Annotated in this window: 10 protein-coding genes and 1 other annotated feature; of the genes, 8 read left to right on the top strand and 2 right to left on the bottom strand. The window is 52.0% G+C overall.

Features of this window, described 5'->3' with window-relative positions:
* Window positions 1–3: 3 nt before the first annotated feature.
* Entirely contained in the window at window positions 4–1,599 is a 1,596-nt protein-coding gene (gene trpD, locus PGR09_RS08375; protein ID WP_047045032.1) for a bifunctional anthranilate synthase glutamate amidotransferase component TrpG/anthranilate phosphoribosyltransferase TrpD, read from the bottom strand.
* A complete protein-coding gene (locus PGR09_RS08370) occupies window positions 1,599–3,161 on the bottom strand; it encodes an anthranilate synthase component 1 (RefSeq protein WP_047045030.1) in 1,563 nt (520 codons plus the stop codon). The genes trpD and PGR09_RS08370 overlap by 1 nt, the downstream gene beginning before the upstream one ends.
* A gap of 35 nt (window positions 3,162–3,196) precedes the next feature.
* Window positions 3,197–3,292 (bottom strand) — a sequence feature (Trp leader region).
* 159 nt (window positions 3,293–3,451) lie between these two features.
* On the opposite strand from PGR09_RS08370, the gene rnm reads away from it, so the two are divergent.
* From rnm to PGR09_RS08330, 8 genes are all read left to right on the top strand, one after another.
* Window positions 3,452–4,333: an RNase RNM gene (gene rnm, locus PGR09_RS08365; RefSeq protein ID WP_047066979.1), complete on the top strand. Its 882-nt coding sequence runs from the start codon at window positions 3,452–3,454 to the stop codon at window positions 4,331–4,333.
* A complete protein-coding gene (locus PGR09_RS08360) occupies window positions 4,330–4,950 on the top strand; it encodes an L-threonylcarbamoyladenylate synthase (protein ID WP_020078571.1) in 621 nt (206 codons plus the stop codon). Before rnm ends, PGR09_RS08360 begins: the two co-directional genes overlap by 4 nt.
* Window positions 4,951–5,099: 149 nt before the next feature.
* Entirely contained in the window at window positions 5,100–6,527 is a 1,428-nt protein-coding gene (locus PGR09_RS08355) for a diguanylate cyclase (protein ID WP_430916041.1), read from the top strand.
* A 672-nt stretch (window positions 6,528–7,199) separates the two neighbouring features.
* Complete coding sequence (locus tag PGR09_RS08350; RefSeq protein ID WP_430916040.1) at window positions 7,200–9,074, top strand: EAL domain-containing protein; 1,875 nt, start codon at window positions 7,200–7,202, stop codon at window positions 9,072–9,074.
* Between the two features lie 27 nt (window positions 9,075–9,101).
* Entirely contained in the window at window positions 9,102–11,684 is a 2,583-nt protein-coding gene (locus PGR09_RS08345; RefSeq protein ID WP_430916039.1) for an EAL domain-containing protein, read from the top strand.
* A 207-nt stretch (window positions 11,685–11,891) separates the two neighbouring features.
* A complete protein-coding gene (gene rluB, locus PGR09_RS08340; protein WP_045393170.1) occupies window positions 11,892–12,794 on the top strand; it encodes a 23S rRNA pseudouridine(2605) synthase RluB in 903 nt (300 codons plus the stop codon).
* 178 nt (window positions 12,795–12,972) lie between these two features.
* Complete coding sequence (locus PGR09_RS08335; protein WP_045393167.1) at window positions 12,973–14,334, top strand: MFS transporter; 1,362 nt, start codon at window positions 12,973–12,975, stop codon at window positions 14,332–14,334.
* A gap of 18 nt (window positions 14,335–14,352) precedes the next feature.
* Entirely contained in the window at window positions 14,353–16,704 is a 2,352-nt protein-coding gene (locus tag PGR09_RS08330; RefSeq protein ID WP_430916038.1) for a beta-glucosidase family protein, read from the top strand.

Here is a 16,704-nt window from a genome sequence, read left to right as displayed (position 1 = left end):
TATTTACCCTCTTGCCGCTAATGCGGTCACTCTGTCATAGGCCGCTCCGCTGTGCAGCACATCCAGTACCTGCCGGGCGTTGGCTTTCAGGTCTTCATGCCCGTGTAAACGCATCAACATGGCGACGTTGGCGGCGACGGCGGCTTCGTGAGCGGCTTCACCTTTACCTTGTAGCAAGCGCGTGAGAATGTCACGGTTTTCTTCCGGCGTGCCGCCGGCCAGTTGCTCTTGATGATAAGGCGTCAGGCCGAAGTCGGCGGCGGTCAGCTGATAGCTCTGAATTTCGCCGTTATTGAGTTCGGCGACCACGGTCGGCGCATGCAACGAGACTTCGTCCATACCGCCGCTGTGTACCACGGCGGCGCGTTGATAGCCGAGTACGCGTAAGGTTTCGGCAATCGGCAACACCAGTTCCGGGCTATAGACGCCAATCAACGCCAGCGGCGGGTGCGCAGGGTTAATAAGCGGCCCCAATACATTAAACAGGGTGCGCGTTTTCAACTGCTGGCGGACCGGCATCGCATGGCGGAATCCGGTGTGGTATTTCGGCGCGAACAGGAAGCAGACGCCCAGTTCATCCAGCGCGGCGCGCGATTTATCGGCATTCATATCCAGATTAATACCAAACGCGGCCAGCAGGTCGGACGAACCGGATTTACTGGAGACGCTGCGGTTGCCGTGTTTCGCCACCTTTAAACCGCAGGCGGCGGCGACAAAGGCGCTGGCGGTTGAGATATTGATGCTGTTGCTGCCATCGCCGCCGGTGCCGACAATATCGGCAAACTGATAATCCGGACGCGGGAAGGGCGCGGCGTTTTCCAGCAGCGCGGTGGCAGCGCCGGCAATTTCCTGTGGTTGCTCGCCGCGCACTTTCATGCTTACCAGCGCCGCGGCCAGCTGTTCCGGCTTCACTTCGCCGCGCACGACGGCGGAAAACAGCACGTGGCTCTCCTGCTGGCTCAGCGTCTGTGCCTGGTACAATTTTTCCAGAATCGGTTGTACGACATTGGTCTGTTCCAGTTTCTGCAGCGCCCATGCCAGCGTTTGCTCCAGCAGCAGCGCCCCCTGGGTAGTCAGAATCGACTCCGGATGGAACTGGAAGCCGCAGACGCGATCGGCGTCGTGGCGAACCGCCATCACCATACCGTTGAAATTGGCGTTAATGGTGAGCCCGGCCGGAATATTGCTGCCGACCAGTGAATGGTAGCGGGCCACCGGCAGCGGGTTGGCAAGACCAGCGAACATCGCCTGGCCGTCATGCTCAATGCTGGAGGCTTTACCGTGAAGGATTTCTCCCGCCTGGCCGACATAGCCGCCGTAGGCTTCCACGATGGCCTGGTGGCCGAGGCAGATACCGATAATCGGTAACTTGCCGCGCAGGCGGGTCAGCAGCTCCGGCATGCAGCCGGCTTCGCTTGGGGTTCCCGGCCCCGGAGAGAGCATCAGCACCGGGTTATCCATGGTGCCGATACGTTCAATCAGCGATTGCGCCGGAACGGTATTGCGATAAATAACCACGTTGTGGCCATTAGCCCGCAGCTGGTCGGCGAGGTTATAGGTAAAGGAGTCGATATTATCGAGCAGCAGGATGTCGGCCATTAGAAAGTCTCCTTCGCGTGATGGGCCTGAGCAATGGCGCGCAGCACGGCGCGAGCTTTATTACGGGTTTCATCCGCCTCGGATTGCGGAACGGAATCGAGCACGATACCGGCGCCCGCCTGCACGGTGGCGATACCATCTTCAACGTAGGCTGAGCGGATCACGATGCAGGTATCGAGGTCGCCATGGGCGGTAAAGTAGCCGACCGCGCCGCCATAACTACCGCGCCGCTTGCCTTCTGCGGCGGCGATTAGCTGCATGGCGCGAACTTTCGGCGCGCCGCTAAGAGTGCCCATATTCATGCAGGCGCGGTAGGCGTGCAGGACGTCCAGGTCGCGGCGCAGTTCACCAACCACGCGGGAAACCAGATGCATCACAAAGGAGTAGCGATCGACTTTAGTCAAATCCGCCACGTAGCGGCTACCCGGCGTACAGATGCGGGCCAGGTCGTTACGGGCCAGGTCAACCAGCATCAGATGTTCGGAAAGCTCTTTGTGGTCGGTACGCATCTCCAGCTCAATACGGCTATCGAGATCGCGATCCAGCGAACCGTCGGCGCGGCGGCCGCGCGGACGGGTGCCGGCAATGGGGTAGATCTCAATCTGGCGGCTGACGGCGTCGTATTTCAGCGAGCTTTCCGGCGAGGCGCCGAACAGGGTGAAATCGTTATCCTGCATAAAGAACATATACGGGCTGGGATTGCTCTTTTTCAGCACATCGTACGAGGCCAGCGGCGACGGGCAGGGGAGGGAGAAACGGCGCGACGGCACGACCTGGAAAATTTCGCCCGCGCGAATGGCGCGCTGCATTTTGCGCACCACGGCGCCGTACTCTTCATCGCTCTGATCGACGTCGCAACGCATCTCGGCGACGGTAGTGACCGGCAGCGGCGCAGGCGGTTCATTTAACTGCTGGCGAAGCTGGGCGATACGTTGCAGAAGACGCTGTTTCTCATTCTCCAGCGGCGTGAACAGGCTCGCCTGAATGCGGGTGTTTTTGGTCTGATGATCGATGACCAGCAGCGTTTCCGCCAGGTAGAAACAGTAATCCGGGCAGGCGGTATCGGCGTCGAGCGGCGGTAAATCCTCGAAACCGGCCACCAGGTCGTAAGCGAACAGGCCGCCGAAGAACATCGCTTCGCGCTCGGCCTGCGGGACGCTGACCAAATCTTGTAGCAGACGAAACGCATCGAACACCGATAACGAACACAGGCGAGCGTCTTCATCCAGCAGGGCGCTAACCGGTGGGAAGGTGAGTACCCGGCTGTTCGGCTGGCGCAGATTCTCAATGCCGGACGGCAATGCGTTATCCAGCAGTTCAAGCAGCGCGGCGCCGTTCGCCGACAGCGCCTGGACCGTGACGGTATTGCCAAGCGCGGTAATGCGCAGGGCGCTATCGACCAGCAGCAGGCTTTTTAAGTCGTCTTTACTATCGATGTCGGCCGATTCCAGCAGCAGGGTTGCCGGGCGCGCGCCGCATAATTGATGGAATAACGCCGTCGGGTTTTCGCGATAGATGGCGTCGCTGGTGAGAAGCTCGAGCGCTGGTTTTGATGTTTGCATTATCATTCTCGCCTGTTCTGTTCATTATTTTGTTCAAAAAAAAGCCCGCTCAGTGGCGGGCCAGGTATCTGTTTGCTGAGTGCAAAACGCGATTACGCCGCCCGATTCCAGGAACGACGCCACCAGCTATGAAGAGTAATAATTTGCGTTTTCATCAGAGATACCCGTTTTGTGAACTTGCGTACTAGTTAACTGGTTCATGAAAATAAAGTCAACCCTTGTTTGCAGATTTTCTTTCTCAGTCGTTATCATAATGCGCTTATTTCAGTTCAGGTCCACCAGGAGCCATCTTGAGCGACACTAATTACGCGGTCATTTATGACCTGCACAGCCATACCGTTGCCTCCGATGGGCGATTGACTCCAGAAGAGTTGGTACACCGCGCGCATGAGATGCGGGTGGGTACGCTGGCTATCACCGATCACGATAGCGTGGCGGCCATACCGGCGGCACGTGCCGAAATTGCGCGGGCTGGACTGCCGCTCACGCTTATCACCGGGGTAGAAATTTCCACCCTATGGGAAAATCACGAAATTCATATCGTGGGACTGAATATTGATATCGACCATCCGGCGATGACGCAACTCCTTTGCGAACAGAAAGAGCGGCGCAACCAGCGCGGGCGGATGATTGCCGAACGGTTGGAGAAAGCGCGTATCCCCGGCGCCTGGGAAGGGGCGTTAAAGCTCGCCGATGGCGGCGCGGTCACCCGCGGCCATTTCGCGCGCTTTTTGGTTGAAGCGGGTTTCGCCGGCAATATCGCCGACGTATTCAAAAAATATCTCGCCCGCGGGAAAACCGGATACGTTCCGCCGCAGTGGTGTACAATAAAACAAGCGATTGATGTCATTCATCATTCTGGCGGCAAAGCGGTGATCGCCCATCCAGGGCGCTACGATCTTTCCGCCAAATGGTTGAAACGGCTGTTGGCCCATTTTAGCGAGCAGGGCGGCGACGCGATGGAGGTCGCCCAATGTCAGCAGGCGCCGCATGAGCGCGCGCAGCTGGCGAGCTACGCGAAACAGTTTGGTTTGATGGCGTCGCAGGGTTCAGATTTCCACCAGCCCTGCCCGTGGATTGAACTGGGGCGTAAACTTTGGCTACCCGCTGGCGTGGAAGGGATCTGGCGCAGTTGGGAAGTGGCCGCTGAACAAATTGAGAGGGAAGTATGAGCCAGTTTTTCTATATCCATCCCGATAATCCGCAGGCGCGGTTGATTAATCAGGCGGTGGAAATCGTGCGTAAGGGCGGGGTTATCGTTTATCCAACGGACTCTGGCTATGCCCTGGGTTGCAAAATCGAAGATAAAGGGGCGATGGAGCGGATCTGCCGTATCCGTCAGTTGCCGGATGGCCACAATTTCACCCTGATGTGCCGCGATCTCTCCGAGTTGTCGACCTACGCGTTTGTCGATAACGTGGCGTTTCGTCTAATCAAAAACAACACGCCGGGCAACTACACGTTCATTCTTAAGGGAACGAAAGAGGTGCCGCGACGCCTGTTGCAAGAAAAGCGTAAAACCATTGGTATGCGCGTGCCGGCGAACCCTATCGCCCAGATGCTGCTTGAAACGCTTGGCGAGCCGATGCTTTCGACATCATTAATGCTGCCAGGTAATGAATTCACGGAGTCCGATCCGGAAGAGATTAAAGACCGTCTGGAGAAGGTGGTCGATCTGATTATTCACGGCGGTTATCTCGGCCAGCAGCCGACGACGGTTATCGACCTGACCGAAGACGCTCCGGTGGTGCTGCGTGAAGGCGTCGGTGATATCAAACCCTTCCTGTGATGCTTCTCGCGGGCGGCGTTACACGCGCCGCCCGCGGCTTAAATTTAATTTAAAACACCTTTCATATTGAGTCATTTCTTCCCTGGTATATTATTAGCACGCTTACGATATCACTCATTGATATCGCTTCCAGAAAGAAACTCAACATTATGCATAAGCTGACTATTCAACCCTCTGATGTTATTAAGAGGGAGAAAGTGCTATTCAATTTTTTCATGCTTTCAAGCATTACCGTTACTTTATATCTGGTGGGAAAAGCTATACGCCATAGCGATATTGCTTTGTTCTGGCCACTGAATGCGGTCATTGTCGGATTATTTATCAGGAATAAGGCGTTGCGTTATAAAAAATACGCCGCAGTTGTTTTAGCCGCAATGCTATTATCAAGCTTTGCTACGGGTGAGCGAGGAGTCTATAGCATTCTGGTGGATTTCTCCGATGTGCTATTTATGTTAATAATGTACTGGCTGATAATCAGAGAAGAGAAGGCAGATGAAGATAATTTAAAAATAACCATCTTTCGAATTTACAGCTATTGTTTTATCTCCGCGTTAATATGTTCAGCCCTGGGGAGTTATATTTATTCCTGCGGTATTCACGCTGAATTCTGGCAAATCTATCCTGTTTGGTTTAGCGAGGAGTTTACCACTAGTGTGCTCATTCTACCTTTTACGCTGTTGTGTCAGAAAAAAGAGTTTTTTAGCGCATTGAATTTGCGGCGGTTAGTACCGGTTGGCATGTTAATGGCCTCGCTGCTGGTCTCTATTCTCAGCGGAGTGACGGGAAGTATGGGAACGCTGGCGATGATTCTTCCGGCGTTAATTTGGTGCGCGCTAAACTATTCATTATCAACAACCTGCTTGCTGACTTTGTGCTCCGGTATGGTGGAAATGATGCTGATCGATCGGCACGCTATTGAATCGAACATGACGTCGTTTCTGCCTATGATTATCTCCACGCGCCTTGGCATCGCATCTATTGCCATTAGTCCGGTTATCGTCGCGGTCAGCGTGGAGGCGGTCAACAAGATGGTGAAACAGCTATCGCGACAGGTTCGCTACGATTACCTGACCCGGGTTCATTCTCGTTTTGGTCTTTATGAACATCTGCGTGAACTGGAAGTAACGGACAATGAGACGTCGCTAAACGTGCTGGTGCTTGATATTGACCATTTTAAAAAAATTAACGACACCTGGGGCCATGATTGTGGCGATAATGTTTTGATGACTTTCGCCCGGCGGGTAAAAAACACTGTAGCCGATCGAGGGGTGATTGCCCGACTGGGCGGTGAAGAGTTTGCCGTGGTGATGACGGGCAAACCGGGTGAAGATGGCTATCGTTTAGCTGAAGATATTCGTCAGGCGATTGAAGAGATGAATATTGCCTGGCAAAGTGCGAATTTATCGCTAACCGTCAGTATTGGTCTTAGCTACGGGCAGGTGATGCGCTGGAATATTGTTGACAGCTTTGATCGGTTATTATCTGAGGCAGATAGCTATCTTTATCAGTCTAAAAAAACGGGGCGCAATCGTATCAGCGCCTCTCCTCTAATAAATAACAATGTTACCGGCTCATAGTCGAGATTTAAGCTGGTGAAACTCAATAATAATGACCTTTTACTTGTGATTGAATACAGTTAATTTATGCTCAAACTGACCCCAAATACTTATCCCATCACCCTGGTGAAAAGCGTGCTGGTTGTTTCACTGCTGGCGTTAATGCTGATTATTGTCAGCCTAACCGGCCTGTTTAACTATCAGTCGCGTCAGGTCAGTACCGCCATTGATAAAAAAATCATCGGAACTCAGTATGCGTTGATTCAGCATAAACTTGAGGATGCCGTTGACCGCCCGCGACAAATAACGAATCTATTTTTACAATATATTCAGGGGGAAGGTAACAATATCGATAAGGATGCTTTGGTTCCTGAAATGGTGTATTTGACCGCGAGCGCGTTTAAAACCATGCCTGCCTTTCAAAGCCTGTCGTGGTTTGCAGAAAATGGCGCCTGTATTGCTGTCATTCGCGACAATCACAGTAATCAAATTTATTTGCAGCGAACCCAGCGCGATAATCATCACTCCCTGGTAAAATACAGCGGTTTAAGCCCGCAGACCAATATTGTCAAAGTTAATAACGCCTTTAATGTCGCTGATTTTCCGCAGTTTCGCCGCGCACGCCAGCAAACGAGCGGTTTCTGGCAACGCTCCCTCTCTACCGGCAGCATCATCATGAGCTGGAACCAGCCGGTGTACGACAAGCAAGGTCGCTTTGTCGGGGCGATCGCCAGTGGCGCCACACCCGCAGATATGACCGCTTATTTACAGAGTCTCCTGCCGGACAAAAGCTATGCTCTCCTGCTTATTGATGACAACAATCGTATTGTCGCGCGTACCGGTAGCCAACAGATCTGGCAGCAGGATCGCCAACTGATAGAAAAACTGACTTCCGCGCCACCGTCGCCAACGTCATTTTCCTTACGTGCTGGGGAGAAGACTTTGCTGGCGACCGCCTTTAGCGTGCAGGACAGCCAACATCTGTTGAACTGGAAGGCGGTTCTTATCGCCCCGCAGCATGCGGAAATGGCTGAAATGAATAAGCAGCGTCTACTTTTGACCTTCACCACGACGCTGTTTATTTTTATTTTGATGTTGGTTCTACTGATGATTATTTCGCATTTTACCGGCGCCTTAAAGGATGTTGCAGATAAAGTGCGTCTCGGATTGATGCCGTGGAAGAAACAAACTAAACGAGTATTTCCGGAAATAGCGTCACTGGATACGGCCTTGAGCAATCTTTGTTCAATTATTCCTGATACGTTTGAATTGAAACGCCGGAAACTGGAAGAGGATAGCGAAACCGGCTTTTTAACCCGTAGTGGTCTACTGAATTGTGAATCTCTTTACTATCACCGCAATATGTTGGCGATGATTCACGTCAACAATTACAACTCGGTAAAGCATGTACTTGGTACCGCCCAGGCGCGGCAGTTTATTCATCAGTTTGCTTTACGCATTCGCAAAATGTTGCCTGCAGGGGCGCTATGTTGCCGCGACCGCGAAGACTTGTTCATCATTGCTTTTGACGGCATTTATGCCGAAAAAGATGTCGCCTGGTATAGTGCGCTAATTGCTTCCGTTTTTCGTATGTCTACTTCTGATATGCCGGGTGAATCGCATATATTTACAGGCCATATTGGCATGTTGATTGAGTCGCTCACGCCAGAGAATATCAGCGAATGTCTGATGAATGTTAGCCTGGCTTTACAGCATGCTCAAATGCAGCGTAGCGGCATGAGTAAACTTTTCACCGTCGCTATGCGTGAAGAGGAAGTCAATAATCTGCGTCTGCATCAGGCGTTATGCGATGATCTCCGTTCAGAAGGTTTTCATTTGGTTATGCAGCCGATCGTCGCATTTGAATCGCAGCGCCCTTGTAAAGAAGGTGAATGCCTGGTTCGCTGGCAATCCAATGTGCTTGGCTTCGTGCCGCCCGATAAATTCATTTCCCTCGCCGAGAACACCGGCATGATTGTGCCGTTAGGGAAATGGATAATTGAAACCGCCTGTCGTGAACTTGCCGCGTTTATCGCGCGCGGCGCGCCACGGGATTTTAAACTTCACGTCAATATCTCGCCAATTCAGCTTCAGCAACCTGATTTTGCTCAGCATCTGCTGGAATCAATTCACGCTTGCGATTTGATGAACAGTAATATTTGCCTTGAAATCACCGAAAGCGTCTTGCTACAAGACACGTGGCGAATTGTCGAGATACTGGCTTATTTACGCCGCCTTGGCGTTTGCGTCGCGATTGATGATTTTGGCTCCGGTTACTCCAGCCTTTCATATCTGCATTCACTGCCGTTTGATTGTTTGAAGATCGACCGTGGGTTTGTCAGCAATGTGCTTGACGACAAAAAAAATGAAGCGGTTATCGCCTCGGTGTTAATGCTGGCTCGAAGCTTTTCCGTGCCTCTGGTGGCCGAAGGCGTTGAAACGTGCGAAATGGCGGAAAAACTGCAGGAGATGGGCTGTGATTTGGCGCAGGGGTATTATTATTCCCGGCCGAAAACGTTTGATAGCTTTGAATTTACTAATGGTTTATTTGTTGTTGACCCCGAATGATGTGCTCGATAAACGGCGATAATAACGATGCAGATATTAAAAAAACAGCTTTCGGTCAACAGCTACCCGTTCACCTTAACGCAGGCCATCATATTTACCTTAGTTACGACAATTATCGTCGTGCTGCTGACGACATATGCTTTTCTCTACTACGAAGGTTATGCTTTTTTTGATGAGGTGAGTGCTGATATTCTGCGCGCGAAAAGAGTCAATATCGAGGAAGTTATCCACGATTATATTGATGTTCCCGTACAAGCGAATGCGATACTGGTCCATGCCATTGGGCGCCAATCCAGTGCGGCGATCCCGGTTCGCAGTTTGATTGGGGAAATGGTCAATACCACCAATAACGTATTCAGCAACAAACATTATCTCAATCTGGTTGAATTTGGCGCGGTGAACGGCGATTTCCTTCAGGCGGCACATGGTAAAGTCGCGTCGAATGATTATCTTGCGGTAAAAGATGCGCGAACAGCTCATCATCTGACGGTGTATAGTCATCTCACTGTGAATTCATTGGTAAAAGCGGTGCTACCGGATTATCAAATAACGCAGCGCGAATGGTATGCGGCGGTTGCTAAAGACCAGTGTTCTCACTGGACAAAACCTTTTCGCGATTATGAGTATGATAATGAAATTGGCGTCGCGTTTAGCTCGCCGGCATTCAATCGCACAGGGCAGTTTGTTGGCGTCGTCGCCAGCGAATTGCACCTCAACGAACTAAATAAAAGTCTGGAAAAATTTAAACCCCATCCTGAAAGTATCCTGCTGATTGTTAATGAAAAAGATGAACTAATCTCTTCATCCGTTCCCTCATTAACGCGGAGTATGTTGGCGGGGGAAAAACACTCGCAACTGAATTTGCAAACGCTGGAAAATACTCCTTTACCGGTTATTGTAGCCGCTAGTCGTACCTTAAAAGCGCATGACCACACGGGATTACAGTTTTTCAGTTCCGGCAATGAAGAATATTATGTTGATGCTTTTCCTGTTACCGACCGTGACGGCATACTGCACTGGACGGGGATTGTAATTAGTCCGGCGAGAATGATTACGCGCACCATAGTCAAATATATAGCCATTACCATGGGCGTGCTGTTTATCATTTTTGCTTTTGGCCTGTTGGTGGTTTTCTGCGGCCTGGCGAGGGTAGTCAAACCATTGCGGGATATTGTCCGTAAAGCGGATCAGCTTGCGACGCACCGCTGGACGCCGCCAGATAATAAGCGTCATTTCCCGGAAATCGCCTCTCTGGAAACCACTTTTATGGCGCTGTCACATAAACTGGCGGAAAGCTTCGACGTCCAGCGGCGCGAAATAGAAGAGGACAAAACCACCGGCTTATTCACGCGGACAGGGCTACTGCGGCAGACATCGCTATATCAGCGAAGAAACTTACTTGCGCTATTGCATATCAGTAACATGAACGCGATTATCAATTCATTAAGTACCGAATATGGTGAGAGATTTATTAGCGATTTTATTTTTCGTCTGCGTAATTTACTGCCGACGAATACGCTAATCGCTCGTGATAAAGTGGATCAGCTTATCGTGGTTTTTCCGGGGCATCACCAGCCAAAGGAGCGGCAGCAATATAGTGAACTACTTTCCTCACTATTTATCGATGTCGAATACGACTCCCATCTTGCGGCAAGCAAATATGTTTACACCGGAAATATTGGTGTGGTTACGGCTGATATTAGCGTTGAGAATATTGAGCAAACGTTGCGTGAGGCGTGGATTGCCCTACGTCATGCGCAGAAACAGGGGAATGGCGTCGCGACGTTTTTCAGCGGTGAGATGCATGAGGCCGAGCTTTATAATATCCAACTTCATGAGCATCTTCATGATGCCATCCAGCATCATGAATTTCGTCTGGTACTGCAGCCAATTGTGGATTTGCAGGATCAAACCATTTTTCGTGAAGGAGAGTGTCTGCTTCGCTGGCCGTCCGCAGTGGGTGGGGAGATCTCGCCTGAGCGTTTCATCCCACTGGCGGAAGAGAGTGGGATGATTATTCCACTGGGGCGGTGGATTATCGAGGAGGCTTGTCGGGAACTCGCCGGGATGATAAATCGCGGGGCGTCACCGCATTTCCTCCTGCACATAAATGTATCGGCGATTCAACTTCTGCAACAGGATTTTGCCTGGCATTTAATGGATGCTATCTATCGTAATGGCCTGGTCACGGGCAATATTTGCCTTGAGATAACCGAACGGCTATTGATGAATGATGCTACGCGAATGAGCAGAATGATTGCTTATTTACGCCGCCATGGTATTGCCGTAGCGCTGGATGATTTTGGCGTCAATTTATCCAGCCTGTCTTATTTACACTCGCTGTCATTTGATAGCATCAAAATTGACCGCCGGCTGATTTGCCAATTTGCCGATGAGGATAAAGCAGAATCGATGATTGCATCGTTGATTGTGCTGGCTCAGGGTTTTAAGGTGCCCGTTGTTGTTGAGGGTATTGAAGATGAGGCGATAAAAAACCAGTTACGCGACCTCGGCTGCCAGAAAGCGCAAGGTTATCTATTTGCTCATCCGGCGCCATTTGCCCACTTTCCCATCCAGGCAAGTTCGCTGACGGCGGATGATGAGCAATAGACGGAGAAATGTATCGCAGTGAAGCATTCATTTTGAAGTTAGTGTAGTATGTTCGCCCACGCAGGCGCGCGCGCTGTTTTACAGCGCTGACGAATGGCGCCTTAAATTGTGTAAAGTGTTTATATAACAACAGGTTGGTGTTTTTAATGACCTGTTGTCGCCAAAGCATATCAGACGCCTGGGAAGGCGACACCTAAAGGAAGCTCTATGAGCGAGAAATTACAGAAAGTGCTGGCTCGTGCTGGCCATGGCTCCCGCCGTGAAATTGAAACTATCATCGAAGCTGGCCGCGTCAGCGTGGATGGTAAGGTCGCAACCCTCGGCGATCGCGTAGAAATCGTACCTGGTTTGAAAATTCGTATCGACGGTCATCTTATTTCGGTAAAAGAATCTGCCGAGCAGATTTGCCGGGTATTGGCCTATTACAAACCAGAAGGCGAACTCTGCACCCGTAACGACCCGGAAGGGCGCCCGACGGTATTTGACCGTCTGCCAAAACTGCGCGGCGCGCGCTGGATCGCGGTAGGTCGCCTTGATGTGAACACCTGCGGCCTGCTGCTGTTTACCACCGATGGTGAACTGGCGAACCGTTTGATGCACCCAAGCCGCGAAGTCGAGCGTGAGTACGCCGTTCGCGTTTTCGGCCAGGTTGATGAAGACAAACTGCGCCAGCTGGCGCGTGGGGTACAGTTAGAAGATGGCCCTGCAGCATTTAAAACGATTAAGTTCACCGGCGGTGAAGGGATCAACCAATGGTATAACGTCACTCTGACCGAAGGCCGCAACCGCGAAGTGCGTCGCCTGTGGGAAGCGGTCGGCGTTCAGGTTAGCCGTCTTATCCGCGTACGCTACGGCGATATTCTGCTGCCGAAAGGCCTGCCGCGCGGCGGCTGGACGGAACTGGATTTGGCTCAGACCAACTATCTGCGTGAACTGGTGGAGCTGCCGGCTGAAACCGAAAGCAAAGTGGCGGTGGAGAAAGATCGCCGTCGCATGAAAGCGAATCAGATTCGCCGTGCCGTCAAGCGTCATAGCCAGACCAGCGGCAATCCGCGTCAGGGTAATAACGGTAACCGCCGTTCCAGCACCCGCAACAAGACTAACGGCTAATGCTGTCCGTTCCGGCGGTCTCCCGCCGGAACGCTCCTCCTTTATCCCTTCGCTTGTGACATTTTTCACACTTTTGCATAAAGACAAGAAACAGGAATTACGCAGACAAATAACGCAAAGTGATGTTATTAGCGTCGCCATATACTGTCGGCACTGATTACAAAACAGGTAGCCCGCAATGAGTACAACAACAAAGTTATCGGCAAGCTATGTGGTCATCGGCGTAAAAGAAAAGATAGGCTATGGCTTAGGTGATTTCGCCTCTAATTTATCGTTCGGTTTTGTCTCTTTATTCCTACTGTTTTTTTATACGAATATTTATGGCATCAGCGCGGTACAAGCGAGCCTGATCTTTGTGATTGCCCGGGTGATTGACGCAATATTTAATATCCTGATTGGCTTTGCAATTGATAAGACGCAGAGTAAATATGGCAAACTGCGTCCCTGGCTATTATATGGTGCGATACCGTTAGGTTTTTTAACCGTGCTGTGTTTTGTGCCGTTTGGCGGGGAGGCTAAATTTTATTTCGCGCTTGCTTCTTATACCATTTATTGTCTGGCCTATACGGCGGTTAACACGCCTTATTCGGCATTGACCAACCGCCTGACGCAGCATGAAGCCTCGCGCTCGTCGCTGTCGGTATACCGCTTTGTGTTGGCGATTGTCGGCTATCTGATTGTTTCCACGACCGCCGACTGGCTGATTTCGCCTTTTAACGACAAACAAATGGGCTATGTCTTTGCCGTTTCCTGTTTTGCGCTGTTAGCGACTTTTATGTTTCTTGCCTGTTTTGCCATGACCACGGAGCGAGTTGGCGAAGAGGATAAAATGAATGCGCCGACGCTTCGGGAAATGTTCCGTGCGGTATTAGGTAATGCGCCACTAATTCATCTGTCATTATTTACCGTGTTTTTCTATATCGCTTATACCGTATGGATGGCGATCGCCATTTACTTTATTAAATACATCATCGGCAGCGAAGGTTTCACCGCTACTTTCTTCATGGTTCAGTCAGGCGCTTATATCATTGGTACCATTGTTTCCGAGAAAGTGATTGCGCTAATGGGGAAAAAGAAAATGGCGCTACTGGCATTGTTAATTGGCGTGCTGGGAGTGCTGATGCAATATTTTATCGCCGGTAATAATCTGTGGCTGATAATGATTGGCGTGTGCCTTTACAGCATTACGCTAGGCATGGGCTTTGTCGCCATGTGGTCGATGATTGCCGACACCGTCGAATATGCTGAATGGCATCACGGCGTACGCTCTGAAGGCGCAATCTACGGTTTCTTTAACTTCATCACCAAAATTGCGATGGCGATTGGCGGCGGTTGCGCGGGCTGGATGCTGGATCTCTATCACTATGATGCGGGTAATGTGACCAGCGATGCAATTAATGGCATCAATATTCTGATGACGCTTTTCCCCGGCGCGATGTTCGCCATCAGCGCCATCTTCGTGGCCTGCTATTCGTTGGATGAAAAAACCTATCGCGATATTGTGCAAAAAATCAGCCTGCGTAAGCAAAATGCGCTTTAACCTCAAGGAGTCAGAGAGATGAATAACGATTTTAGTACCCTTATCGCCGCCATGACGGCAGAGGAAAAAGTGGCGCTGCTGACCGGCAGCGGCCTGTGGCGCACGGCTTCGTTGCCGCAGCATGGTATCCCCGATATCGTGATGACCGATGGTACCTACGGCGTGCGCTATAGCAGCGCGCAAATAGATGGTAATGAAAAGTGGAGCATGGATGACTTCATCTCGGTGATTACTCAAACCGCCGACCAGGCCAGCGCCGATGAGCCTGTCGCGAAGGGCGGCAGTGAAGCGTTGTTCAGCGCCTCGCTGCCGGCCACCTGTTTTCCGAATGGCTCCAGTCTGGCCTGTAGCTGGGATATTGAACTGGTACGGGAGATGGGGGAAGCGCTGGGTCGCGAATGCCAACAGATGGGGGTGGGCATTCTATTGGGGCCGGGAATTAACATTCGGCGCACCCCGCTGGCTGGACGCGGCTATGAATACTACTCTGAAGACCCGATCGTCAGCGGTGATATCGCCGCGGCGCTAATTAACGGCTTACAGGCCGAAGGCGTCGGCGCCAGCCTTAAACATTTTGCCGCCAATAACTCCGAGTATCGGCGTACCGAAATGGATTCGATTATTGAGGAGAGAGCGCTGCGTGAAATCTATCTCGCCGGATTTCAACGAGCGATTGCCAAATCCCGGCCGTGGACGGTGATGTCTTCTTATAACCGTCTTAATGGCGTCCAAACATCGCAGGATCCGTTCTTACTGACCCAGGTATTGCGTGATGAATGGGGATATGACGGTCTGGTGATGTCCGACTGGTACGGTATTAAAGACCGTCCGGCATCGCTGCTTGCCGGCAACGACCTGGCGATGCCGGAAACCCGCCGGGACAAACAAACCCTGCTGGCGGCCATCACCTGCGGCGAGGTACCGATGTCGGTGGTTGACCGGGCTTGTTTGCGGATGCTGGAGCTGGTCGATAAAGTACAACGACATCGCCGGCCGCGAATGCGCGCTGACTTTGCCGCACACCATGCGTTATCGCAGCGTTTAGCGGCAGAATCCATCGTATTGCTGAAAAATGAAGACAACCTGCTGCCGCTGAAACCACATAAAACCCCGCGCATCGCGGTGATCGGTAAGCCCGCACAGGAGCCGGTTATTCAGGGCTCAGGTTGTGCCACCACGGTTCCGTATTTGCTCGACCGTCCGCTGGATGAGATTTTCGATCTTGCCGGGGACGACTTTAAGGTTACGTGGTCGCCGGGCGCGCCAGACGACAACCAAAGCGACAAGCAGGTTCTGGCGCAGGCGCGCGATGTTGCCGGGGCCGCCGATGTGGCAGTGGTTTTTGTCAGCACGGCGGTTGGCGAAGATGGCGAAAATGGCGATCGCCAGGATCTGAATATTCTCCCCGCGCACGAACAGCTGATCCGCGAGGTCGCTGCGGTACAGCCGAACGTGGTGGTGGTGTTGGCCAACAGCGATGCGGTGGTGATGCCATGGCTTGGCGAATGCCGGGCGCTGCTGGAAACTTTCTTCGCCGGACAGGGGATGGGGCGCGCCGTTGCTGAAATTCTCTTCGGTAAGCGCAACCCCTGCGGTAAGCTGACCGTCACGGTGCCAAATACGCTCGAAGAGACGCCCGCCTGGCTGCAGTATCCTGGGGAAAACCTGCGCCATCATTATGGCGAAGGGCTATTTGTCGGCTATCGCTATTACGATAAGCGCAGTCTTACGCCTCTTTTCCCGTTTGGCTTTGGCCTGAGCTATACCCAATTCAGCTATGCCAATCTTTCGCTTTCCACAGCGCGGCTTGCCGAAGGCGACACCCTGTATGTAGCGTTTGATTTAACGAATACCGGCGATTATGAGGGCAAAGAGATTGTACAACTGTACGTTGCGGCCCCGAAGGGGGAGCTTATCCGTGAGGTTCGCGCGCTGAAAGCCTTTTGTAAAGTGTCGTTGCTGGCGGGAGAAACGCGTCGGGTCGAGCTCGCGCTGCCTGTCGCTGATTTAGCCTGCTATCATCCGGGGCTGGCGGATTGGCTGGTGACCCCTGGGCAGTGGCAAATCTACGTGGGCGCTTCGTCACGCGATCTTCCATTAACGGCAAGCGTTGAGATTGATTGCCCTGCGCGCTACGTACCGCTGCGCGACGACAATTCTCTCCAGCAGCTTATTCAACAGCCGGAAGCCTTTGCCCGCGTGGTGACGCTGATATCGGCGAAAAGCGGTGTAGCGCCAGACCTGGTACGGGAAAAGCTTATCCGCCTGGCCCCGGATCTGTTCTGTGGTTTGCTGATTGCATTGACTGAATTCCTGGCGCTGGATATCGATCGTGATGAACTCAATGCCGTGCTGGCGGGTCATCAATAA

Origin of the sequence: Klebsiella sp. 141251 (assembly GCF_050600725.1) — a bacterium.
In the GTDB taxonomy this organism is placed as follows: domain Bacteria; phylum Pseudomonadota; class Gammaproteobacteria; order Enterobacterales; family Enterobacteriaceae; genus Klebsiella; species Klebsiella aerogenes.
The sequence above is the reverse complement of the archived record's forward strand: the minus strand, read 5'-3'. Positions and strand labels throughout refer to the sequence as shown.